Below are 22,864 nucleotides of genomic sequence, written 5' to 3'. Positions count from 1 at the left end.
AGCAAGCTCCCTCGCCACAGTAATCAGACAGTCTTCGAGATGCGGCTGGCCAGCAGTGCCCAGCCAAACAACAAGACGCACAAAATGATCAACGGCCATGAGCGCCATTGCAGGTACGGCGTCAGGTTGTGCATCGGCACGACTTCGCCGTACAGAATGCCGCGCTCGAACTGCGGGATCTGTGTGGTGATTTTGCCGTACGGATCAATCAGTGCAGTCACGCCGTTATTGGTTGCACGAATCATCCAGCGGCCTGCTTCGAGGGCACGCATCTGAGCCATTTGCAGATGTTGCAGCGGGCCAATGGATGTGCCGAACCACGTGTCGTTGCTGATGGTCAGCAGTAAATCACTGCGGGCCGACAGGCTGGCGGCAAATTCCGGGTACACCACTTCGTAGCAGATGAACGGGGCCACCTGATAACCCTTGGCCTGTAGCAATGGCTGGTCGGCCGGGCCTCGGGCGAAGTCGGACATTGGCAGGTCGAAGAACGCGATCAGCCCGCGCAGCAGTTCTTGCAACGGCACGTACTCGCCGAACGGCACCAGTTTTTGCTTGAGGTAAGTGCCATCGCCTTCGCCGACCACCGTGATGCCATTGAAGAAGCGTTTCTCGTGGTGGATCACCTGGCGAATCGGCACGCCGGTAATCAGCGCCGTATTACGCTCGGCGGCGAAACTTCCCATCATGTCCAGGTAGCCCTGCGCCGACTCCTTGAGTACCGGCACGGCGGTTTCCGGCCAGATCAGCAGGTCGACGCGCCTGGAGCTCAGGCTCATGTCGCGGTACAGCGCCAGTTGTTCGTTGAGCTGCGCGGGGTCCCACTTCATGCTCTGTTCGATATTGCCCTGAATGGCGGCCACGCTCAGCGGGTCACCCGATGGACTGGTCCAGGCATGGCCCTTGAGCGATACGCCGATTACCCACGGTGCAACCAGCAACGCCAGGCCCGCGACGATAAAGCCTTTGCGTCCGGCCTTGATCAGGCGGGGCAGGTTGTAGATCAGTGCGGCGGTCAGTGCCAGGGAGAAGGAAATCAGCCACATGCCGCCCAGCGGCGCCAATCCGGCCAAAGGCCCGTCGAGCTGGCTGTAACCGGAATAGAGCCACGGAAAACCGGTGAGGAACCAGCCACGGAACGCTTCCTGGCCCAACCACAATGCCGCGAAGGCCAGGGCATCGGCCAGCGGTGCTTCGTTGCGGCGCAACCAGCGTGCCCAGACCCAGGCGGGCAGGGCAAAAAACCAGGCAATCGCGGCGGTGAACGCCAGCATCAACAACCCGGCCAGCAACGCCGAAGCGCCGCCAAAGTGGTGAATGCTGTAGTAGATCCAGCTGGTGCCAGCGCCAAACAGGCCGAAACCGAAACACCAGCCACGACCCAGCGCCTGACGCGGTGTCAGTTCACGAAGGCCTGCATAGAAAAAACCGACCGCCAGCAATGCCAGCGGCCAGATATCGAACGGCGCCAGCGTCAGGGTGGTGAGAGCACCGGCCGCCACGGCCAGCAGGTTACCGGGCCAGCCGGGGCGGGTGATCCAACGCATGTCAGTCCTTAGCGGGCTATAGGGGTCAGGCGCAGCAAGTGAATGCGACGGCTATCGGCATTCAGGATGCGAAAGCGATAGGCGCCGATTTCAGTGATTTCGTTGCGTTTTGGCAAGTGCCCGAACGCGCTCATCACCAGGCCGCCGACGGTGTCGAATTCGTCATCGGAGAATTCGCTGTCGAAGAACTCGTTGAAATTCTCGATCGGCGTCAGGGCCTTGATCAGGAAGTCACCGCTGGGCAGTGGCTTGATGTAGCTGTCTTCCTCGACGTCGTGCTCGTCTTCGATGTCGCCGACGATTTGCTCCAGCACGTCTTCGATGGTCACCAGGCCTGCCACGCCGCCGTATTCGTCAATGACGATGGCCATGTGGTTGTGGTTGGCGCGGAACTCGCGCAGCAACACGTTCAGGCGCTTGGACTCGGGCACGAAGGTGGCCGGGCGCAGCAGGTCCTTGATGTTGAAGCTGTCGCCATTCTCCTTGAGGATCAATGGCAGCAAGTCCTTGGCCAGCAACACGCCCATGACGTCGTCGTGGCTCTCACCGATCACCGGATACCGCGAGTGCGCGGAATCGACGACAGCCGGGAGGAACTCGCGGGGTGTCTGGGTCGCCTTGATGCTGACCATTTGCGAGCGCGGGACCATGATGTCTCGTACTTGCAGGTCGGCGACCTGGATGGCGCCTTCGACGATGGCCAGCGCTTCGCTGTCCAGCAATTTGTTCTGATGGGCATCACGCAGGAGCTCCAGCAGCTCCTGACGGTTTTTCGGCTCGTGGGCAAAAGCTTGGGTGAGTTTACCCAGCCAGGACTTTTGCCCGTTGCTCGATCGATCTTCGCTCATAGCGATTACTCTGAATCCTTTGTTGTAACGATAGGGGATGTTTCGGTTTCGTCGTCTGCATAAGGGTCAGGATGACCCAGCTCTGCAAGCAACGTTCGTTCCAGTGCTTCCATTTCCTCGGCTTCATCGTCATCTATATGGTCGTAACCGAGTAGATGCAAGCAGCCGTGAATCACCAGATGGGCCCAATGGGCCTTGAGTGCCTTGCCTTGTTCAGCGGCTTCGCGTTCGACCACGGCCACGCAGATCACCAGATCGCCCAGCAGCGGGATGTCGAGAAACTCGTCGGGTACATCGGCGGGAAACGACAACACGTTGGTCGCGTAATCCTTCTGCCGCCAGGTGTGGTTCAGCTCGCGACCTTCTGCTTCGTCGACCAGGCGAATGGTCATTTCCGAGTCGGCGGTGCGCTGGCGCAGGGCCAGTTCGCACCATTGGCGGAACTCGGCTTCGCTAGGTGCAGACGCTTCGGTCGCCAGTTGCAGATCAAGCTCAAGCATCGCGGCGGCTGTCCTTTTCGGTGGAAAGCGTCACAGGCTCGTCGATCAGGCGATTTTCGAAGCGCTCGTAGGCTTCGACAATACGCTGCACCAGCGGGTGGCGGACAACGTCCTTGGGCTTGAAGTGGGTAAAACTGATGCCCGGTACTTCCTTGAGCACGTCGATCACGTGAATCAGCCCGGACTTGGTGCCCTTCGGCAGGTCGATCTGGGTGATGTCGCCGGTGATGACGGCGGTCGAGCCGAAACCGATCCGGGTCAGGAACATCTTCATTTGTTCGACGGTGGTGTTCTGGCTTTCATCAAGGATGATGAAGCTGTTGTTCAGCGTGCGGCCGCGCATGTAGGCCAGCGGCGCGACTTCGATTACCTGGCGTTCGATCAGTTTGGCCACGTATTCGAAGCCCAGCATCTCGTAGAGCGCGTCATACAGCGGGCGCAGGTACGGGTCGATTTTTTGCGACAGGTCGCCGGGCAGGAAGCCGAGTTTCTCGCCAGCCTCGACCGCCGGACGTACCAGCAGGATGCGGCGGATCTGCTCGCGCTCCAGTGCATCAACGGCGCAGGCCACGGCCAGGTAGGTCTTGCCGGTACCGGCCGGGCCGATGCCGAAGTTGATGTCGTTGGCCAGGATTTCCTTCACGTAGCGCTGCTGATTCAAGCCGCGAGGGCGAATCATGCCTTTTTTGGTGCGCAGGGCGACGGAGGGTTCGGCGGGGGAGACGTTGTCCATGTCCTCGACGGCCGACTCCTGCAGGAACAGGTGGACCATGTCTGGCGACAGCTCGCTACCCTTGGTTTCGCGGTAGAGGCGGCGCAGAAGGTTTTCCGCGGAGGTGGTGTGTTTGAGCTCGCCGATCAGTTCGAACTGATTGCCGCGATTGCGGATCACGATCGCCAGGCGCTGTTCGATCAAGCGCAGATGCTCGTCGAATTGCCCGCACAGATTGGCGAAGCGATGAGCCTCAAAGGGCTCGAGGATAAAGCGATGAGGTTCTATGGGTGCGTTCAAGGTTGTTTTAAGCCGCCCTGGGGCAATGAAGATAAATCAAGGATAACGCCAGCAGGCTACGTGCGAAAGCTCTTAAATAACCCAGCCTCTATTGGTTGCTTCACACCTGTGGCGAGGGAGCTTGCTCCCGCTGGAGTGCGAAGTACTCCCAGTTCAATCACTGCGGTTTTTTAAGTGATGCCGAGGCGCCCGGTTTGCGGTTGCTTCGCAACCGAGCGGGAGCAAGCTCCCTCGCCACACAAGCCCGCAGCCACAGCTACCGCGGTGATTACTGGATCAGCGACCCGCGCAGCGAGTGCGGCTGGGCGGCGTCGATGTGCACGTCCGCGAACTGGCCGATCAGGGTAGGATTGTCGCAGCGAAAGTTTACGATTCGATTATTCTCGGTGCGGCCTTGCAGTTCGCCCGGGTCTTTTTTCGAGTAATCGGTCACCAGGATCCGCTGGGTGGTACCCACCATTTGTCGGCTGATCTCGAAACCCTGCTGGTTGAGGCGATGTTGCAGGGCGTTCAGGCGCTCTTTTTTCAGCTCTTCCGGGGTTTCGTCGGTCAGATCGGCGGCCGGAGTGCCGGGGCGCTGGCTGTAGACGAAGGAGTAGGAGAAGTCGAAACCGACGTCTTCGATCAGCTTCATGGTCTGTTCGAAGTCTTTTTCTGTTTCGCCAGGAAAGCCGACAATAAAGTCCGAACTGATGCAAATGCCTGGCACGGCGGCCCGCAGTTTACGCAGTTTGGACTTGTACTCCAGCGCGGTGTGGTTGCGCTTCATCGCGGCCAGCACCCGGTCAGAGCCCGACTGCACCGGCAAGTGCAGGTGTTTGACCAGTTCCGGCACTTCGGCATGGGCCTGGATCAGGCTGTCGGAGAACTCCAGCGGGTGCGAGGTGGTGTAGCGGATGCGGTCGATGCCATCCACGGCGGCAACCACGCGGATCAGCTCGGCCAGATCCGCCAGGCGCCCGTCGTGGGTCAGGCCACGGTAACCGTTGACGTTCTGCCCCAGCAGGGTCACTTCACGCACGCCGTTTTCGGCCAGGTGGATGACCTCGGCGACCACGTCGTCGAACGGTCGGCTGACTTCTTCGCCGCGGGTGTAAGGCACCACGCAGAAGGTGCAGTACTTGCTGCAACCTTCCATCACTGACACGTAGGCGCTCGGGCCGTCGATACGTGGCTCGGGCAGGTGGTCGAATTTTTCGATTTCCGGGAACGAAACGTCGACTTGCGGCAATTTGGTGATGCGCGCCGCGTCGATCATTTCCGGCAGACGGTGCAGGGTCTGCGGGCCGAACACCACGTCGACGTACGGAGCGCGGTCGCGGATCGCCGCGCCTTCCTGGCTGGCCACGCAACCGCCGACGGCGATCACCATGTCCGGGTTGGCGAGCTTCAGTTCGCGCCAGCGGCCGAGCTGGGAATACACCCGGTCCTGGGCGCGTTCGCGAATCGAACAGGTGTTGAGCAGGATCACGTCGGCATCTTCAGCGCGTGCGGTGACTTCCAGGGCCTGATGTTCACCCAACAGATCGACCATGCGCGAGCTGTCGTACTCGTTCATCTGGCAACCGTGGGTTTCGATGTAAAGCTTCTTGGCCATGGACGGAGTCATCACGTGATTCAAAGAACCGCGCATTATAGGGAACATGTTCCCAGGTTCCTACCGCTGTGCGTCTGGCGGCTATGCTATAGTTCGCCCCCCTTCTTTTTATCCCCCGATGTGTTACCCGCCCACCATGACCAAACGTGAAGCTCCAATCTACAAGGTGATTTTCCTCAATCAGGGCCAGGTGTTCGAAATGTACGCCAAGCAGATCTATCAAAGCGATCTGTGGGGGTTCCTGGAAGTGGAAGAGTTCGTCTTTGGCGAGCGCACGCAAGTGGTCGTCGATCCGAGCGAAGAGAAACTCAAGGCTCAGTTCGAAGGCGTGGTGCGCAGTTTCGTGCCGATGCATTCGATTGTGCGCATCGACGAGGTCGAGCGCCTGGGCACACCGAAAATCAGCGAAGCCCGTGGCGCGGTTGGCAATGTCATGCCGTTTCCGATGCCGATGCCTGAGAAGTAAGCGGTTGCCCCTGTGGCGAGGGAGCTTGCTCCCGCTCGACTGCGCAGCAGTCGTAAAGTCAGCTGACGCGGTGTGACAGATAGAATTCAGGGCCGCTTCGCGCCCCAACGGGAGCAAGCTCCCTCGCCACAGTAGCTCGCGCTGGATTCAGGGAAGGGGCGAAAACGGTGTACGCCCGTCCGCGCTTTGCAGTTCCATCAGGTATTTACGGAAAATTTGCCCCAGTACCTGAGTCGCCACTTCCAGTTCATCGCGTTGCATGTGCTCGGCGACTTCGTCGGCGGTGTCCAGTGCGTCTTCAGCGCCGTTGACCGCAGCCATTTTCAGCACGATATACGCCTGAACATTATTGGCCGGCACGCCTTCGCCGTGGAAGAACATGGTGCCGAGTTTGAATTGCGCCTGAGCATGGCCTTGCAGCGAGGCTTTTTCGAAGTAGTTCAGGGCTTGCTTGAGGTCGCGCGGTGCGTTTTTGCCGTCGTAGTAGAACTCGCCCAACTCGTACTGCGCCTGCGCATCCCCGGCGTCCGAGGCTTTCTGGCAGGCGGCGAGCGCTTGGGAAAGGTCTTCAGGCTGGGTATTGAGGGTGCAACGACCCATCGCTGGGATCAACAACGAGTTGCCGCCTGCTTGTGCATGCGCGAGCAGGGGCTGAAGGAGCAACAGGCAGCCCAATGCAAGGGTGCGGCCGGTGCGGTTCATGGGAATCGACTTACCTCTGACGGGGCACGCGGACCCGCGGGGGGATCCAATAAGCGCGCATTATGAAATAAGCAGGACCTACCTTACAAAGTCTTTACTCGTTTTTCTGCTGCGCGGGGACTATATCTGCCGCTTTCGGGGTGCTTTTCGACGCTTGTGTCGGAAAACAGCGGCAGATGTAGGCAAAAGCTGACGCCGGCAATAGCCGACGTCTGCTGCGATGGCTTACTTGAGTGCAGCGAAGGCGCGCTCGGCAGCATCCAGCGTCAGTTTCAGCTCCGCTTCGCCATGGGCGATCGAAGTGAAACCGGCTTCGAAGGCGCTCGGTGCCAGGTACACGCCACCTTCCAGCATCAAGTGGAAGAAGCGCTTGAACAGGTTCGCATCGCTGGACATCACGTCATCGAAGGTCACGATGGCGTCGGCGCCGCTGAAGTACAGGCCGAACATGCCACCCGCCTGGGTGGTCACGAACGGGATGCCGGCGGCGTCTGCGCGCTGTTGCAGGCCGTCGAGCAGGCGGCTGGTGTAGTCGCTCAGCTCGGCATGGAAGCCCGGACGGCTGATCAGGCGCAGGGTGGTCAGGCCGGCAGCCATGGCCAGCGGGTTGCCCGACAGCGTGCCCGCCTGGTAAACCGGGCCCAATGGCGCGATGTGCGACATGATTTCGCGTTTGCCGCCGAAGCAGCCAACCGGCATGCCGCCACCGATGATCTTGCCGAAAGTGCTCAGGTCCGGTGTGACGCCAAAGTGCGCCTGTGCGCCCCCGAGTGCCACGCGGAATCCGGTCATCACTTCGTCGAAGATCAGCACCACGCCATGTTTGTCGCACAGGGTGCGCAGGCCTTCGAGGAAGCCAGGCGCTGGCGGCACGCAGTTCATGTTGCCGGCCACGGGCTCGACAATGATGCACGCCACTTCCTGGCCGACATCGGCGAGCATTTTTTCAACGGCATCGATGTCGTTGAACGGCAGCGTCAGGGTGTGTTTGGCAAAGTCCGCAGGTACACCGGCGGAGCTTGGCACGCCTTGGGTCAGCAGGCCGGAACCGGCTTTCACCAGCAGGCTGTCGGAGTGACCGTGGTAGCAGCCTTCGAACTTGATGATGCTGTCGCGGCCGGTAAAACCACGGGCCAGGCGAATAGCGCTCATGGTCGCTTCGGTGCCGGAGCTGACCATGCGGACCATTTCCATCGACGGCACGATCGAGCAGACCAGGTCGGCCATCTCGGTTTCCATCGCGGTTGGCGCGCCATAGGACAGGCCGTGTTCAAGCTGCTTGCGCACGGCGTCGAGTACATCCGGGTGGCTGTGGCCGAGGATCATCGGGCCCCAGGAGCCGACGTAGTCGACATAACGCTTGTCGTCTTCATCGGTCACGTAGGCGCCTTCGGCGTGCTTGAAGAACAGCGGCGTGCCGCCGACGCTCTTGAACGCGCGAACGGGCGAGTTCACGCCGCCGGGGATGTGTTTCTGGGCATTGGCAAACAGGGTTTCGGAACGAGACATGGTGGGCTCTCAAAAATCAGGAATTAAAGACTTAAACAGTGAACAAGTCGTTGAAGGCGCGAGCACGGCGCGTCACTTCTTGAGTGTCTGGCGCGCCAAACAGGCCATGCACCACCGCCAGCAGGTCAACACCGTGGGCCACCAGTGGCGCGGCGTTCTCCAGGGTAATGCCGCCGATTGCGCAGATCGGCAGGTGCAGCGTGCTGCGGGCCTGGTCGAGCAAATCGAGGCTGGCGGTCGGCGCTCCGGGTTTGGTGCTGGAGTTGAAAAAGCGGCCGAAGGCGACATAGCTGGCGCCTTCCTTTGCCGCTTGTTCCGCGAGTTCCAGTTGCGCGTGGCAAGTCGAACCGATGATCGCCTGACGCCCCAGCAGCGCACGGGCCGGGGTCAACGGGCCGTCGGTCTGGCCCAGGTGAACACCGACACCCAGGCGTGCGGCCAGTTCGGCGTCGTCATTGATGATCAGCTGCGTCTGGTAGCGTTCGCACAGGTTGCGCAGGGCTTGGGCCTCACGCAGGCGGCGGGCCTCATCGCTGCTTTTATCGCGGTACTGCAACAGGACGACGCCGCCATCGAGCGCGGCTTCTACAAACGGCAGGAACTTGCCGGCCAGTAACTGGCTGTCGGTAATGGCATACAGGCCACGTAATTTCATCGGACAAGCCTCATGGCGTTACGAGCAGAAATCCAGCGGCAAACGGCGCGGCACGAACTGGCCTTTGCCCAGCTGTTCGGCATCACGCAGGGTTCGCCAGGTGTAATTGAGGGCCGATTGCACCGCGCTGGCGAGCTGTTCGCCCTGAGCCAGGCGTCCGGCCAGTGCGCTGGCCAGCGTGCAACCCGAACCGTGATAGCTGCCGGGCAAGCGCTGGCACGTGAAGGTCTGGCGGCTGCCATCTCGGCTGTACAGGCGATTGTGCACTTCGTGTTCGTCGCCGTGGCCGCCGGTGATCAGCAAGTGTTTGACGTAAGGCAGGAGTTTTTCTGCGCATTCATCGGCCGTGCCTTCGGGCAATTCGGCGAGGATGCGCGCTTCAGGAAGGTTAGGGGTGGCAATGATCGCCAGTGGCAGCAGGCGTTCGCGCATGGCGTAGCCAACTTCGTCCTTGCCCAGTCGTCCGCCGCCGCCGGCGCGCAGCACCGGATCGCAGACTACCGGCAAGTGCGGATGCGCCCGGAGCAGTTCGACCACGGTGTCGACCATTTCCAGTGAGCCGAGCATGCCCAGCTTGACCGCCGCGACCGTCGAGTCGTTGAGCACGGCGTTGGCTTGCGCCAGCACCCATTCACGGTCGAGGACGCGGAAGTCGCTGACGTTGACGGTGTCTTGCACGGTCAGGGCGGTGACTGCCGGGGCAGCATGACAACCCTGAGCGAGCAGGGCTTCGATATCTGCCTGCAAGCCGGCGCCACCACTTGGGTCGTGGCCGGAGAGACAGAGGACAACGGGGCGAGAGCAGTAGGTATTCATGGTGCGCGAGCTTACCACCAAACAGGTTTTTTCGGTTGTCGGGCCAGCACTCCTGGCTCGGCAACGGCTGTGCAAGACGCTCGCCAGCGCCCACGTGAATCAACGGGCTTCGCGCGACCGCTCTAGATCAATGGATAGCGCTGAAACGCCCGTTCTAGAGCCTTTAAACTAAAACTTTCAATGGTGTTCAATGGCCATCAACGGCTATGCTAGCGTGGATCCAAACCAATAACAGGTCATGCCGGTTTTACGTCTACTCAAAGGGAATGGGGGGCTTCCTGACACAACCGGACAGGCCACGCTGGGGCTTTATGCGCTATTTGCTGCTGTTGCTGTTGAGCTTGCCAATCTGGGCAGGCGCGGCCGAGTTTGATGAGTTCACCCAAAGCCTCCCCTTGGGTCGAGTCATGCAAGTGTACGAAGATGCAGCCGGTACGGCGGACATCGCCGAAGTCCGCGCGCAAGCCGCTGCCGGCAACTTCAAGACCCACGACAAGGCCACGTTGAACGCCGGTTACTCGCATTCGGTGTTCTGGCTGAAAGTCGACCTGCACTACCGTCCGGCCAATCCTGGCGCCCAACGCACCTGGTTGCTGGAACTGGCGTATCCGCCCCTCGATCATCTGGACCTGTACCTGCCCGACGCTGCCGGCAACTATCGCCTGGCCCAGCGCACGGGTGACGCGCTGCCCTACGCCAGCCGGCAGATCCGCCAGAACAATTACCTGTTCGACCTCGACTTTTCTGCCGAGCAAAGCAAAACCGTTTACCTGCGCCTGCAAAGCCAGGGGTCGATCCAGGCGCCGCTGACCCTCTGGTCCAGCACCGCGTATCTGGAAGACCAGCCCGCGCGCCTTTATGTGCTGGGCCTGATCTATGGTGTGTTGCTGGGGATGCTGGTTTACAACCTGTTTATCTACCTCAGCGTGCGTGACACCAGTTACCTCTATTACATCGTCTATATCGCCTCGTTCGGGCTGTACCAATTGTCGGTCAACGGCGCGGCGGTTGAGTACTTCTGGCCGGACAACCCGTGGTGGGCCAATGCTGCGACGCCGTTCTTCATCGGTGCGGCGGCACTGTTCGGCAGCCAGTTCGCCCGCAGCTTCTTGCAGACCGCCAGCCATTCGCGCTGGCTCGATCGCCTGTTGCTGCTGTTGATCGGGTGCAGCGCGGTGGTGGTGGGCCTGTCGTTGATGGCCAGCTACGCCCTGGCACTGCGCCTGGCGACAGCGCTGGCGCTGGTGTTTACCGTGGTGATTTTTGCTGCCGGGATCTTCGCCTGGTGGCGTGGCTTGCGAGTGGCGCGGTACTTCATCATCGCCTGGTCGGCGTTCCTGCTCGGCGGCATCGTCAACACACTGATGGTGCTGGGTTATCTGCCCAATGTGTTCCTGACCATGTACGCCAGCCAGATCGGCTCGGCGATTGAAGTGGCGCTGCTCTCGCTGGCGCTGGCCGACCGTATCAACGCCATGCGCGAACAACAGGCGCAGACCTTGTTCGATGCCGGGCAGAAGCTCGAAGTCCTCAACCAGCAACTGGCCCGCAGTAATCAGCTCAAGGACGAATTCCTCGCGACCCTGACCCACGAACTGCGCACCCCGATGAACGGCGTGATCGGTTCGCTGGAGTTGATGCAGACCGTGGACCTGGGCCCGGAACTGGAGCAATACCAGCAGACCGCCGCCGGTTCGGCGCGGGACATGATGCGTATGGTCAACGGTATCCTGACCCTCACCGAGCTTCAGGCTGGCAAGCTCAAGATTTTCTCCGAAGCCTTCAGCCTGCGGGGTGTCGTCGATGGGTTGCAGCGCCAGTTCGCCGGCAATGCCGCGAGCAAGGCGCTGGATTTCAAGGTGGAACTGGCAGCGGGCCTGCCGGACCGACTGCACGGTGACAGCGGAAAACTGGCGCAATGCCTGGAGTGCCTGTTGGACAACGCCATCAAGTTCACCCGCATCGGTGGGCTGGCCTTGCGGGTAGCCGGCAAACCCGGTGACGAAGGCCGGCTGGCGTTGTCGTTCGTGGTGATTGACACCGGCATCGGCTTCACCAACCTCGATGAAGCCACGCTCTATCAACGCTTCTTCCAGCTCGATGGCTCGATGACCCGCGAATACGGCGGGCTCGGCGTGGGGCTGGCGATCTGTCGGCAACTGGTGGAGCTGCTCGGCGGGCGACTGACGCATCGCTCCGAGCCTGGGCGTGGCAGCCGTTTTCAATTGGATGTTGAGTTTGATGTGCCCGCGCCGTTGCCCGGTGCCACGCCGGCTTCATTTCAGGACTGTGGTGCACTGAGTTCGCGCACGCCCCGCGAGTGCACGGTGTTGCTGGTTGACGACGACAGCATCAACCAGTTGGTGCTGCGCGGCATGTTGCTCAAGCTCGGTTATCAGGTGCGCACCGCCGACAGTGGGTGGGCGGCGCTTGAGTTGCTGCGCGCTGAAACCGTGGACGCCGTCCTGCTCGACTGTCAGTTGCCGTCGTTCGATGGCTTGTCGTTGTGTTTTCAGATTCGCGCATTGCCTGGCTACGCCGAGGTGCCGGTGCTGGCCGTCGCCCATCAGGTTGATCAGGTGCAATGCCAAGCGGCCGGGATGACCGATTGCCTGGGTAAACCGGTGAAATTCGAGGCGTTGCAGGCGACGTTGCATCGACGGGTGCTTTGTCGGAAATAGGGTGAAAGCGCCGACAGTTAGGCGGGTATGTCACTTTGTTAGGTTCGGCGGCGGTGCTTAACTGAGGTCAGACGCTGACCCCAAGGAGGCCCCGCCATGAACCTGCATCAGTTCGCCGAAACCCACGACGTCACCAACCAGCCGCCGTCGCTGGACGGTGCCAACCTGTACCGCATCGATCTGCCGTTGCAGGAGTGGTCGCAACGTTTCGGGGCCGGTTGGGCCGACACACGCATCGACGCCTACGGTGCGTTGGCCGGTGGCCCGTTGATGGCGGCCGGTTTCCTCGCCAATCAGAACAAACCGGTGTTTTCCAGCCATGACCGCTACGGTCACCGGATCGACCTGGTGGAATTTCACCCGGCCTATCACGAGTTGATGCGCACGGCGGTCGAGCATGGCCTGACGTCCATGCCCTGGACCGACCCGCAGTCAGGCGCCCATGTGGCTCGCGCGGCCATGAGCTACCTGCACAGTCAGGCCGAGGCCGGCAGCGGTTGCCCGTTGACCATGACGTTTGCCAGCGTACCCGCGATGCGCCTGCAACCGGACATCGCGAAGCAGTGGCTGCCGAAAATCCTCGCCACCGAATACGACCCGCGCAACGTCGGCATGGCCCACAAGGCCGGTGTCACCATTGGCATGGCAATGACCGAAAAACAGGGCGGCACCGACGTGCGGGCCAATACCACCAAAGCATATCCGGTCGGCGCTTCGGGGCCGGGGCAGGCGTATGAGCTGGTGGGGCACAAGTGGTTCTGTTCGGCGCCGATGTGCGACGCCTTCCTGACCCTGGCCCAGACCGACAAGGGCCTGACCTGTTTCCTGCTGCCGCGCCATCGCCCGGACGACACGCGTAATCAGTTCTACATCCAGCGCTTGAAAAACAAGCTTGGCAATTGTTCCAACGCGTCCAGCGAAGTCGAGTTTCGCGGGGCTTTGGCATGGATGATCGGCGAAGAAGGGCGCGGCGTACCGACCATCATCGAGATGGTGGCCATGACCCGTTTCGATTGCATGGTCGGCTCCAGCGCCCTGATGCGTCAGGCATTGACCCAGGCCAGCCATCACTGCGCGCACCGCAAGGTCGGCGGCAAGTTGCTCAGCGAACAACCGCTGATGCAAAACGTGCTCGCGGATCTGGCGCTGGAAAGCGAAGCGGCGCTGGCCTTGAGCCTGCGCATGGGCCGGGCGCTGGATCATCTTGATGATGCGCAGGAAGCCAGATTCGCCCGGCTGGTGACGGCGGTGGGCAAGTACTGGATCTGCAAACGTGCGCCGGCCATGATCAATGAAGCCGCCGAGTGCATGGGCGGTGCCGGGTACGTCGAGGACAGCATTCTGCCGCGCCTGTACCGTGAGGCGCCGGTGAATTCGACGTGGGAAGGTTCCGGCAACGTGCAGTGCCTTGACGTGTTGCGTGCCTTGTCGAAAGAGCCGGGCGTGCTCGATGTGCTGTTCCATGAGCTGGGCGATGGGCATGGCGACAAACGCTTGGCCGCGCACATCAACCAGTTGCAGGCCGCGTTCAAGGACACTGGCGACATTCAATACCGTGCCCGGCAACTGACCGAAGACATCGCCCTGGGGCTGCAAGCCAAACTACTGCTGGAAGCCGGCAATGCCGCTGTCAGCGATGCCTTCATCGCCAGCCGGTTGGGAACGGCCGGGCGGGTGTACGGCACCTTGCCGCGCGGGCTGGATGTGGAAGCGATTGTCGCGCGGTCGACTCCGCAAGGCTTTTAAGCGCGGACCATACTTTTGTGATCAACCCTGATCCAATGTGGGAGCGGGCTTGCTCGCGAATGCTGACTGTCAGTCAACATCATTGTTGAGTATTGAACCGCCTTCGCGAGCAAGCCCGCTCCCACAGGGTTCCCGTCAGACTGTGTTGCAGGCAAGATGAAGGCCTGCAAGCCAGAACACAGGAAGCTGATCGTGACCGAAGCCTTTATTGTCGTTCAAACCGCCGAGCAAGCCGTGGATCGGCTTGCCGCTCTGCATGAGCGGGCCACCACTGCGCTGAATCAGGCGCTCAAGCGTTACCTCAAGGATCGCATCGAACCGGACGCTGAACAGCGTGCGATGTTTCGTTATCCCGAACTGCGTCTGACCTACCTTTGCCAAGGTGAAGTCCCACAGACTACCCGAGCTTATGCCAAGGTCCAGTTGCCGGGGACCTACAGCGTCACCGTCACTCATCCGGCGGCTTTCCGTAAATACCTGCTGGAGCAACTGGTGCCGCTGATGCACGACTTCACCGTGACGGTGGAAGTGGGCATCAGCCAGCAGAACATTCCGTACCCGTACGTGGTCGAGCAGGGCGACGAACTGGCCGGTTCCGGCGTGACCGCTGCCGTGCTGGCGCGGGTGTTTCCGAGTACCGACCTGTCGGCCGCCACCGATGGTATCGCCGATGGCCTCTACGATTGGGAAAACACCGACCCGCTGCCGTTGGCGCTGTTTGACGCGGCGCGGGTGGACTTCTCCCTGCGCCGCCTGGTGCATTACACCGGCAGCGACTGGCGTCACGTGCAGCCGTGGATTTTGCTGACCAACTATCACCGTTATGTCGACCAGTTCATCGTCCATGGTCTGGAACAGTTGCGCAGCGACCCGCGTTTTGTGCGGATGGTGCTGCCGGGCAACGTGATCATCGAAAAGAGCATGGATCACGGTGAAGCCTCGGCGATTGCTGCGGGCGTGGTCTGGCACCGTTACCAGATGCCGGCCTATCACTTGCTGGCCAGCGATGGCCATGGCGTGACGCTGGTAAACATCGGCGTCGGCCCCTCCAATGCCAAGAACATTACCGACCATTTGGCTGTGCTGCGTCCGCATTGCTGGCTGATGATCGGTCACTGCGGTGGCCTGCGTCAGTCGCAGACCATTGGCGACTACGTGTTGGCGCACGCCTACATGCGTCGCGACGGGATTCTCGACCGGGTGGTGCCGCCGAACATTCCGATTCCGGCCCTGGCCGAAGTGCAGATGGCGTTGCAGCAAGCGGCGGCCAACGTCACGGGCGAGAAGGGCGATGACCTGAAAAAACGCCTGCGCACCGGTACCGTGCTGACCTACGACGACCGCAACTGGGAGCTGCGCTGGGCCCAGGAGCGCCCGTTGATCAACCTGTCGCGGGCCGTCGCGGTGGACATGGAAAGTGGCACCATCGCAGCGCAAGGTTATCGCTTGCGGGTGCCGTACGGCACGTTGCTGTGTGTCTCGGACAAACCCCTGCACAGTGAAATCAAGCTGCCGGGTTCGGCCAACGCGTTCTATGAACGCGCGGTCAGCCAGCACTTGAAGATCGGCATTGCAGCGGTGGACCTGCTGCGCACTGAACTCAACTCGCTGCACTCGCGTAAACTGCGCAGCTTTGACGAGCCGCCGTTCCGCTGATTGTTGTCATGGTCATTTGACGGTCGGGCCACTAGCATAGTGAGCCCTGACCGTTAGATGTTGTGTTTGCCATGTCCCGTCCACCTCGTCCCGTTTCGCGCCGCCCTGGCGTGAAACCTGCGCCATCCTCTTCAGCTCCACGACGTGTCGCCAAGGCGCCACCGGCCGAGCCGAAACTGATTCTGTTCAACAAACCGTTCGACGTGCTGACGCAATTCAGTGATGGAGAAGGGCGGGCGACGCTCAAGGACTTTATCGAGATTCCCGGGATTTACCCGGCAGGGCGGCTGGACCGCGACAGCGAAGGTTTGCTGTTGCTGACCAACGACGGTCAGCTTCAGGCGCGCATCGCCGACCCGAAACACAAATTGGCCAAGACCTATTGGGTGCAGGTCGAAGGCGAGCCGAGCGCTGAGCAGTTGCAGCGCTTGCGCGACGGTGTGGAGTTGAACGACGGCATGACGTTGCCGGCTGAGGCGCGACACCTTGAAGAGCCCGCGTTGTGGCCGCGTAACCCGCCGGTACGCTTTCGCAAAAGCGTGCCGACCAGTTGGCTGGAACTGGTGATTCGTGAAGGGCGCAACCGTCAGGTACGGCGCATGACCGCAGCGGTTGGCTTGCCGACCTTGCGACTGGTGCGGGTACGGATCGGTGACTGGTCGATCGAAGGTCTCGACCAAGGCCAGTGGAAAGAAGTGCCGGCGCGCTTATAAAGTGCCGGATTCGATCAGGCCGATAACCACGCTTTTGATGATGAACGCGGCCACGCCCAGACCCAGCACAAAGAACAGGATGAACGAGCCGAAGCGTCCGGCCTTGGATTTTTTCGCCAGGTCCCAGACGATGAAACCCATGAAAATGATCAGGATGGTCACCAGACCAGTCATCATCCACTCTTCAAACAACGCAGGATCAATGGAATTCACGGGGGTCTCCGGCAGGGGCAGGCCAAACAGGGCGGCGCGCAGTATACGCCAAGGGTCAAGGGTGGCGCATTGACCTGCGTCGGTCTGCCGCACTCTTGAGGCGCCTGTCCCCTGTGGCGAGGGAGCTTGCTCGCGCTGGGTCGCGACGCGACCCCAAAACCTGCGCCTGTACTTCACGGGGTAGATCGTATTCGCTGGTCTTGCGACTGCTTCGCAGTCGAGCGGGAGCAAGCTCCCTCGCCACCAAAGTGGAATCAGCTGCGCAAATGGGTCAACGGCAACTCGGTACTGTTAAGCACCTGGTTGAGCACGAAGCTGGAACGCACGCTGGTCACGCCTTCGATGCGGGTCAGGTGGCCGAGCAGTAGTTTTTGGTAGTGGTCCATGTCGGGCACCACCACCTTGAGCTGATAGTCGGCGTCCATTCCGGTCACCAGGCTGCATTCGAGCACTTGCGGCAACGTGCGGATGGCCGCTTCGAAGTTCTCGAAACGCTCGGGGGTGTGTCGGTCCATGCCGATTAGCACGTAGGCGGTCAGGCTCAGGCCGAGCAGCTTGCGGTCGAGCAGGGCGACCTGGCGGGAGATGTAGCCGTCGTCTTCCAGTTGCTTGACCCGTCGCGAGCACGGCGATGGCGACAGGCCGATGCGTTCGGCCAGCTCTTGATTGGAGATGCGCGCGTCGCGCTGCAATTCCGCCAAAATGCTCAGGTCGTAACGGTCGAGTTTGCTCATGAATCAGGCCTTTGTCATATCTATTGCGGAAGATTATCTATCCAAGGTTAAAAATTGCGCAAGTCATGTTTAATTGAGCAATATTCGCAATCCTCTGTCGCGGCTCCACGCCTATTCTTATCACCAGAATCACTGCCCGGACAAACAGTCCACAGCGGCCCGCCGAAACAGGCCAGCCGCGGCCACCACTCCCACAGGGGTTGAGCTGGCCCCCGGGCTACACACTGTCCAGAAGACGGCGTGAGGTGAGCCGACGTCAAAAGCGTCGAGCACGGACGAAGTTCTCAAAGGGAGGCCGACGGGTCTCCCTTTTTTATTGCCTGCGAAATAAGTTCCGTGACTGATAACCTGTTGCAGAACCGGCCTGCGCTTTTCCAGTCTTACGTACAGGTCCTGAACCGCAATGAGGAATAGCATGAAGTCGCGCATCTGGCGTCTGGCAGGTGTTGGTTTGCTTTGCATGAGTGTCAGCGCGCAGTTGCTGGCCGAGAACGAGCAGCAAGATCCCTATCACGCTTCGCAACACAACGCAGGCAATGGCCGCGGTCAGCATGAGCATGGACCTGAAGGCGGGCCAGCGAATAATCAGCAGCGCCCGGAAAACACGCCACCACGCCCGCAGAATAATCAGCCACGGCCACAGAGCGAGATCATTCGCGGCGACAACAGCCGCCAGTTCGAACACAACGGCCAGCATCAGGGCGGCGACTGGCAGAGCCGTCCGCCCCACGATCCGAATGGCCAGGGCCGACCTGCGCCCGCACCGGTGCCGAGCAATAACCTGCCGATCCAGGGCCGTCCCGACACCGTGCGCCAGACCCAGGAACCACAACGCGGCTATTACAAGGACATTCCACGGCGCAACGATTACAACCCCAACTGGCACACTGGCGGTCCACGCCCCGGCTACGAGGATCACCGCTGGCCGGGTCGCCCGGACGGCCATGGCAATGGTTGGGGCCCCGGCCCACAGTACCGGCCGGGTTACGTCGTCGACCGCTTCCCTGATCGCAATTACCGCGTGCCGTACCGTGGGCAGGATTACTTCTTTTCCGGTGGCTACTGGTATCGCCCGCAAGGCCCGCGCTATGTGATAGTCCAACCGCCTCGCGGGATTCGGGTGAGTTACCTGCCCGACTATGCGCGTGAAGTCTGGATTGGCGGTGCGCTGATGTTCCTGGCAGCAGGGGCGTACTACACCTATGAGGAGAGTACCCAGCAATACGTGGTGGTTGAGCCGCCGATGGGTAACCCCGCCCCGGAATCGACCGGCAATGGTTACGACGTCGTGGCGTACCCCGCCAACGGTCAGTCTCCCGAGCAGGTCAATCAGGATGGTTACGATTGCTATCGCTGGGCGGTCCAGCAGAGCGGGTTTGACCCGCGGACGGTGACGTATCAGCCCGATCCTTCGGTGGTCCAGGCCTACCGTCAGGCGCAGGGCAGTTGCCTGAGTTCACGTGGGTATCAAGTGAATTACTGATCCCGCGCGGCCTTCACCACTTCTTGCGGGTCGGCGTGCACCAGCACTTCGGCTCGCGGGTAGGCGGCATGAATGGCATCGGCGGCTTGATCGCTGATGCCGTGGGCCACCGACAGCGTGAGTTCTCCCGGCAACTCCAGGTGTAACTGCACGAACCAGTGGCTGCCGGATATCCGTGTGCGCAGGTCGTGTGCGCCGAGTACGCCCGGCACGCTGCACGCCAGTTCGAGCATGTGCTGGCTGACGTCGGGCGGCAGTTCTTCATCCATCAACACCGCAAAACTTTCCCGGGCGATCTGAATCGCGCTCCAGAAAATGTACACGGCGATCCCCAGGCCGAACCACGCATCCAGCTGTTGCCAGCCGACACTGGCCAGCACCAGCGCCACCAGAATGCTGCCGTTGAGCAGCATGTCCGAGCGGTAATGCAGCGAGTCGGCTCGCACGGCGTTGGAGCCGGTTTCACGGATGACCCGGTGTTGCAACGTCAGCAGGGCCAGGGTCAGTGCGAGGGAAAAAATAATCACCCCGATACTGATCAATGGCGCGCCCACCGGCTCCGGATGCTTCAAGCGTTCAAACGCCTGGAACGCGATCAGCACCGCACTGCCACCGATAAACAACGCTTGTGCCATGCCCGACAAGGACTCCGCCTTGCCGTGGCCATAGCGGTGATCCTCATCGGCCGGGCGTAGCGCGTAATGCACTGCCAGCAGGTTGAGTAACGAGGTCACGCCGTCGAGCGCCGAGTCCGTCAGCCCGGCGAGCATGCTCACCGATCCACTCAGCCACCAGGCGATGGCCTTGGCGATAATCAGCGTGCTCGCCACCGCTACCGAGGCGCGGGTGGCCAGGCGTAGCAGGCGAGCGTGTTCCGGGCTGGTGGTCATTGCGACGGCGTTTCCTCGTGGTCAGGCATCAAATGGCGGGTTGCAGGCCGAGCATGGCCAGTTGTTGAGCGCTGCCCTTGTGCTGGATCAGGCGGGGGTCATCCAGCGGGAAGTCGCGGCCCAGTTCACTTTCGAGAATAGCCTGCAGCTTGTGGTTATCGACCTGGCCGTCGGCACCGATGGCTTGTTGAAGTTTCTCGGGCGCCACCTGCGCGGTCTTGCCCGGCTCGAAGTAAATCGCCCCCGTGGTGAAGTCCACGGCAAAGGCGATCAGCCCCGGGATCACATAAAACAGCAGGCCTACGGCATCGAGTACGGCAATTGCCGGGTCGATCTTGCCGTCGATCTGGCCACGGCGGTCAGGGTAGAAAATCGAACCGCACGCGGTCACTTGGGTCAGCAGGGTCGCAACCAGTACACCGCCCATCAGGCGAAAGGGAGCACGCATGGAAAATCTCCTGAGTAAAACTTGAAACGAATCGTCGTCGGTCAAAATTAGGACCGTCATTAACGCTAGGCAGTTCGCCGTTATACTCGTGGCTCTGTTTTGGAGCCAGCATGATTTCTTTGCCGATTGATGAAGTTTTACCTGCCTTGCGTGACGCCCTGGCGACACGCCATGAAGCCGTGCTGGAAGCACCGCCCGGTGCCGGTAAAACCACCCGCGTGCCTCTGGCGATGTTGAATGAGCCGTGGCTGGCCGGGCAAACCATTCTCATGCTGGAGCCGCGTCGGCTGGCGGCGCGGGCGGCGGCCGAGCGGCTGGCCAGCGAACTGGGCGAAAAGGTTGGTGAAACGGTCGGCTACCGGATTCGCCTGGACAGCAAAGTCGGGCCGAACACCCGCATCGAGGTGGTCACTGAAGGCATCCTCACGCGTCGCTTGCAGGATGACCCTGCGCTGGACGGCGTGGGCCTGCTGATTTTTGACGAATACCACGAGCGTAGTCTGGATGCTGACCTGGCGTTGGCCCTGAGCCTGAATGGCCGTGAACTGTTTCGCGATGACCAGCCGCTGAAAATCCTGCTGATGTCGGCGACCCTGGAAGGCGAACGCCTGGCCGGTTTGCTCAATGACGCGCCGATCCTGCGCAGCGAAGGCCGCATGTACCCGGTGACAATGCGCTGGGGCCGGCCGTTTCAACCGGGTGAATTCATCGAGCCGCGTCTGGTGCAAACCGTGCTGGAAGCCTTGAATGATGAAAGTGGCAGCCTGCTGGTGTTCCTGCCCGGTCAGGCGGAAATCCGTCGCGTGCATCAACAGTTGGCCGACAGTTTGGGCGAGCGCGCTGATGTGCTGCTCTGCCCGTTGCATGGTGAACTCGACCTCGCAGCGCAACGTGCGGCCATCGAACCAGCGCCGCCCGGCCAGCGCAAAGTGGTGCTGGCCACCAACATTGCCGAAACCAGTTTGACCATCGACGGCGTGCGGGTGGTGATCGACGCCGGGTTGGCGCGGGTGCCGCGCTTCGATCCCGGCAGTGGCATGACCCGTCTCGACACCCAGCGTATCTCCCGGGCCAGCGCCACCCAGCGCGCCGGTCGGGCCGGGCGGCTTGAACCCGGTGTGTGTTACCGGTTGTGGTCGCAGGATCAGCACGAACAACTGGCGGCCTACGCCAGCGCCGAAATCCTGTCGGCGGACCTTGCCGGGCTGGCCTTGCAGCTTGGGCGCTGGGGCGTGGCGCCAGGGCAACTGGTGTGGCTCGACGTGCCTCCGGCGGCCGCTTATGCACAGGCGCAGGATTTGCTCGAGCGACTGGGCGCGCTGCAAGGCACATCGGCTGAAGACTGGAAGCTGACCCGCCACGGTCAGGCCATGGCTGAACTGCCGGCCCATCCACGTATCGCTCATTTGTTATTGCGCGGGCAGGCGCTGGGGCTGGCGAACATGGCCTGTGACGTTGCCGCGTTGCTGGGCGAACGGGACATTTTGCGCGGTGCCGGTGCGGACCTGCACAGTCGTCTGGTGCTGCTGTCCGGCGAAGAACGCGCTGCGCGTGGCGCTCAGGGTGGCGTGCAGCGGGCGCGGCAGTTGGCCCGACAATATCGCGGCTACCTGCGGGGCAAAGCGGAGGCGCCGGTCAGTGACCCGGATCATCCGCGCTGGCTCGGTGCCTTGCTGGCGCTGGCCTACCCCGACCGCGTGGCCCAGCAGCGCCGCGCCGGTGGGGCAGAATATCGGCTGGCCAACGGTCGTGCGGCATTGTTCGCTGAAGCCGACAGCCTGATGAAGCAACCCTGGCTGGTGATTGCCGATTTGGGCAGTCGTCAGGGCCAGCGTGAAGAGCGCATTTATCTGGCGGCGGACTTTGATCCGACGTTGTTCGACTCGGTGTTGGCGGAGCAAGTGCGTTGTGTCGATCAGCTCGATTGGGACGAACGCGAAGGCGTGCTGCGGGCCGAGCGTCAGCGCAAGGTCGGCGAACTGGTACTCAGCCGCGAGCCGTTGACCGGTCTGGATGAGACGGCGCGCAGTCAGGCGCTGGTCAACCTGGTACGGCGCAAGGGCCTGGAGTTGCTGCCCTGGACCCCGGAACTGCGGCAATGGCAGGCGCGGGTGGCACTGCTGCGTCAGCTCGACTTGAGCAAGCAGGATCACAGTGAATGGCCGGACGTCAGCGATGGGGCGTTGCTCGTCAACCTTGAGCATTGGCTGATGCCGTACCTGGGGCGGGTGTCGCGGCTCAGCCATTTTGCCAACCTGGACCTGTCGAGCCTCGTGCATAACCTGTTGCCGTGGCCTTTGCCGCAACGCCTCGATGAGCAGGCTCCTCATCATTTGAGCGTGCCTTCGGGGTCCTCGATCCGCCTGGACTACAGCGAACAGCCGCCGATTCTCGCGGTGCGTTTGCAGGAGTTGTTCGGCCTGGCCGAAACCCCGCGTATTGCCGGTGGGCGGCAGGTAGTCAAGTTGCACCTGCTGTCCCCGGCGCGTCGTCCGGTGCAGGTGACGCAGGACTTGGCGAACTTCTGGCGCAGTACTTATGCCGAGGTGAAGAAGGATTTGAAGGGACGCTATCCGAAACACTACTGGCCGGATGATCCGCTGGTGGCCGAGGCGACGGCGCGGGCGAAACCGCGTAAGTAGACGGGT

At 61.5% G+C, this 22,864-nt stretch carries 20 protein-coding genes; 7 read left to right on the top strand and 13 right to left on the bottom strand.

Annotated features, from left to right (window positions below):
- Window positions 1-23 precede the first annotated feature (23 nt).
- The 5 genes from lnt to miaB all read right to left on the bottom strand — a co-directional run bounded on the left by lnt (window position 24) and on the right by miaB (window position 5,504).
- Window positions 24-1,547 carry an apolipoprotein N-acyltransferase gene (gene lnt / locus AC1Z1G_RS23565; RefSeq protein WP_483622686.1) on the bottom strand — a complete coding sequence of 508 codons (1,524 nt, stop codon included), beginning with the start codon at window positions 1,545-1,547 and terminating at the stop codon, window positions 24-26.
- An 8-nt stretch (window positions 1,548-1,555) separates the two neighbouring features.
- Window positions 1,556-2,395, bottom strand: coding sequence for an HlyC/CorC family transporter (locus tag AC1Z1G_RS23560; protein WP_016773041.1), 840 nt, complete (start codon window positions 2,393-2,395; stop codon window positions 1,556-1,558).
- Window positions 2,396-2,400: 5 nt separating this feature from the next.
- Window positions 2,401-2,895 carry an rRNA maturation RNase YbeY gene (gene ybeY / locus AC1Z1G_RS23555; RefSeq protein WP_483622685.1) on the bottom strand — a complete coding sequence of 165 codons (495 nt, stop codon included), beginning with the start codon at window positions 2,893-2,895 and terminating at the stop codon, window positions 2,401-2,403.
- A complete protein-coding gene (locus AC1Z1G_RS23550; protein ID WP_483622684.1) occupies window positions 2,888-3,907 on the bottom strand; it encodes a PhoH family protein in 1,020 nt (339 codons plus the stop codon). Before AC1Z1G_RS23550 ends, ybeY begins: the two co-directional genes overlap by 8 nt.
- A gap of 268 nt (window positions 3,908-4,175) precedes the next feature.
- Window positions 4,176-5,504 (bottom strand): tRNA (N6-isopentenyl adenosine(37)-C2)-methylthiotransferase MiaB, encoded by a 1,329-nt coding sequence (gene miaB, locus AC1Z1G_RS23545; RefSeq protein WP_483622683.1) that lies wholly within the window; start codon window positions 5,502-5,504, stop codon window positions 4,176-4,178.
- A gap of 136 nt (window positions 5,505-5,640) precedes the next feature.
- Between miaB and AC1Z1G_RS23540 the strand changes: the two genes are divergently transcribed.
- On the top strand, window positions 5,641-5,970 hold the full coding sequence (locus AC1Z1G_RS23540) for a DUF1820 family protein (protein WP_003185742.1): 330 nt from the start codon (window positions 5,641-5,643) through the stop codon (window positions 5,968-5,970).
- Window positions 5,971-6,117: 147 nt separating this feature from the next.
- On the opposite strand, the gene AC1Z1G_RS23535 is transcribed toward AC1Z1G_RS23540, so the two are convergent.
- From AC1Z1G_RS23535 to AC1Z1G_RS23520, 4 genes are all read right to left on the bottom strand, one after another.
- Window positions 6,118-6,672: a tetratricopeptide repeat protein gene (locus tag AC1Z1G_RS23535; protein ID WP_347902187.1), complete on the bottom strand. Its 555-nt coding sequence runs from the start codon at window positions 6,670-6,672 to the stop codon at window positions 6,118-6,120.
- 225 nt (window positions 6,673-6,897) lie between these two features.
- Complete coding sequence (gene hemL, locus AC1Z1G_RS23530; RefSeq protein ID WP_483622682.1) at window positions 6,898-8,181, bottom strand: glutamate-1-semialdehyde 2,1-aminomutase; 1,284 nt, start codon at window positions 8,179-8,181, stop codon at window positions 6,898-6,900.
- Between the two features lie 31 nt (window positions 8,182-8,212).
- Window positions 8,213-8,836 (bottom strand): thiamine phosphate synthase, encoded by a 624-nt coding sequence (thiE, locus tag AC1Z1G_RS23525; protein WP_483622681.1) that lies wholly within the window; start codon window positions 8,834-8,836, stop codon window positions 8,213-8,215.
- 18 nt (window positions 8,837-8,854) lie between these two features.
- Window positions 8,855-9,652: a hydroxymethylpyrimidine/phosphomethylpyrimidine kinase gene (locus tag AC1Z1G_RS23520; RefSeq protein ID WP_483622680.1), complete on the bottom strand. Its 798-nt coding sequence runs from the start codon at window positions 9,650-9,652 to the stop codon at window positions 8,855-8,857.
- Between the two features lie 311 nt (window positions 9,653-9,963).
- Here AC1Z1G_RS23520 and AC1Z1G_RS23515 point away from each other — a divergent pair, with 311 nt between their 5' ends.
- From AC1Z1G_RS23515 to AC1Z1G_RS23500, 4 genes are all read left to right on the top strand, one after another.
- The gene (locus tag AC1Z1G_RS23515) at window positions 9,964-12,333 is read left to right on the top strand and encodes a 7TM diverse intracellular signaling domain-containing protein (RefSeq protein ID WP_483622679.1); all 2,370 of its coding nucleotides are present in this window, start codon (window positions 9,964-9,966) and stop codon (window positions 12,331-12,333) included.
- Between the two features lie 96 nt (window positions 12,334-12,429).
- Window positions 12,430-14,079: an acyl-CoA dehydrogenase family protein gene (locus AC1Z1G_RS23510; protein ID WP_483622678.1), complete on the top strand. Its 1,650-nt coding sequence runs from the start codon at window positions 12,430-12,432 to the stop codon at window positions 14,077-14,079.
- Window positions 14,080-14,235: 156 nt separating this feature from the next.
- Window positions 14,236-15,735: an AMP nucleosidase gene (amn, locus tag AC1Z1G_RS23505; RefSeq protein ID WP_483622677.1), complete on the top strand. Its 1,500-nt coding sequence runs from the start codon at window positions 14,236-14,238 to the stop codon at window positions 15,733-15,735.
- A 71-nt stretch (window positions 15,736-15,806) separates the two neighbouring features.
- Complete coding sequence (locus tag AC1Z1G_RS23500) at window positions 15,807-16,448, top strand: pseudouridine synthase (protein WP_483622676.1); 642 nt, start codon at window positions 15,807-15,809, stop codon at window positions 16,446-16,448.
- On the opposite strand, the gene AC1Z1G_RS23495 is transcribed toward AC1Z1G_RS23500, so the two are convergent.
- Complete coding sequence (locus tag AC1Z1G_RS23495; protein WP_347906284.1) at window positions 16,443-16,652, bottom strand: DUF2788 domain-containing protein; 210 nt, start codon at window positions 16,650-16,652, stop codon at window positions 16,443-16,445. The two genes, AC1Z1G_RS23500 and AC1Z1G_RS23495, sit on opposite strands and share 6 nt — an antisense overlap.
- Before the next feature lie 263 nt (window positions 16,653-16,915).
- Complete coding sequence (locus AC1Z1G_RS23490; RefSeq protein WP_483622675.1) at window positions 16,916-17,395, bottom strand: Lrp/AsnC family transcriptional regulator; 480 nt, start codon at window positions 17,393-17,395, stop codon at window positions 16,916-16,918.
- A 415-nt stretch (window positions 17,396-17,810) separates the two neighbouring features.
- On the opposite strand from AC1Z1G_RS23490, the gene AC1Z1G_RS23485 reads away from it, so the two are divergent.
- A complete protein-coding gene (locus AC1Z1G_RS23485; RefSeq protein WP_483622674.1) occupies window positions 17,811-18,878 on the top strand; it encodes a DUF6515 family protein in 1,068 nt (355 codons plus the stop codon).
- Here AC1Z1G_RS23485 and AC1Z1G_RS23480 read toward each other — a convergent pair.
- Window positions 18,872-19,768, bottom strand: a complete 897-nt coding sequence (locus AC1Z1G_RS23480; RefSeq protein WP_483622673.1) for a cation diffusion facilitator family transporter — start codon at window positions 19,766-19,768, stop codon at window positions 18,872-18,874. The two genes, AC1Z1G_RS23485 and AC1Z1G_RS23480, sit on opposite strands and share 7 nt — an antisense overlap.
- A gap of 28 nt (window positions 19,769-19,796) precedes the next feature.
- Complete coding sequence (locus AC1Z1G_RS23475; RefSeq protein ID WP_483622672.1) at window positions 19,797-20,216, bottom strand: polyribonucleotide nucleotidyltransferase; 420 nt, start codon at window positions 20,214-20,216, stop codon at window positions 19,797-19,799.
- A gap of 110 nt (window positions 20,217-20,326) precedes the next feature.
- Between AC1Z1G_RS23475 and hrpB the strand changes: the two genes are divergently transcribed.
- Complete coding sequence (hrpB, locus tag AC1Z1G_RS23470) at window positions 20,327-22,858, top strand: ATP-dependent helicase HrpB (protein WP_483622671.1); 2,532 nt, start codon at window positions 20,327-20,329, stop codon at window positions 22,856-22,858.
- The last annotated feature ends 6 nt before the right edge of the window (window positions 22,859-22,864 follow it).

It is taken from the genome of Pseudomonas sp. JL27(2026) (genome assembly GCF_056933555.1).
The sequence above is the reverse complement of the archived record's forward strand: the minus strand, read 5'-3'. Positions and strand labels throughout refer to the sequence as shown.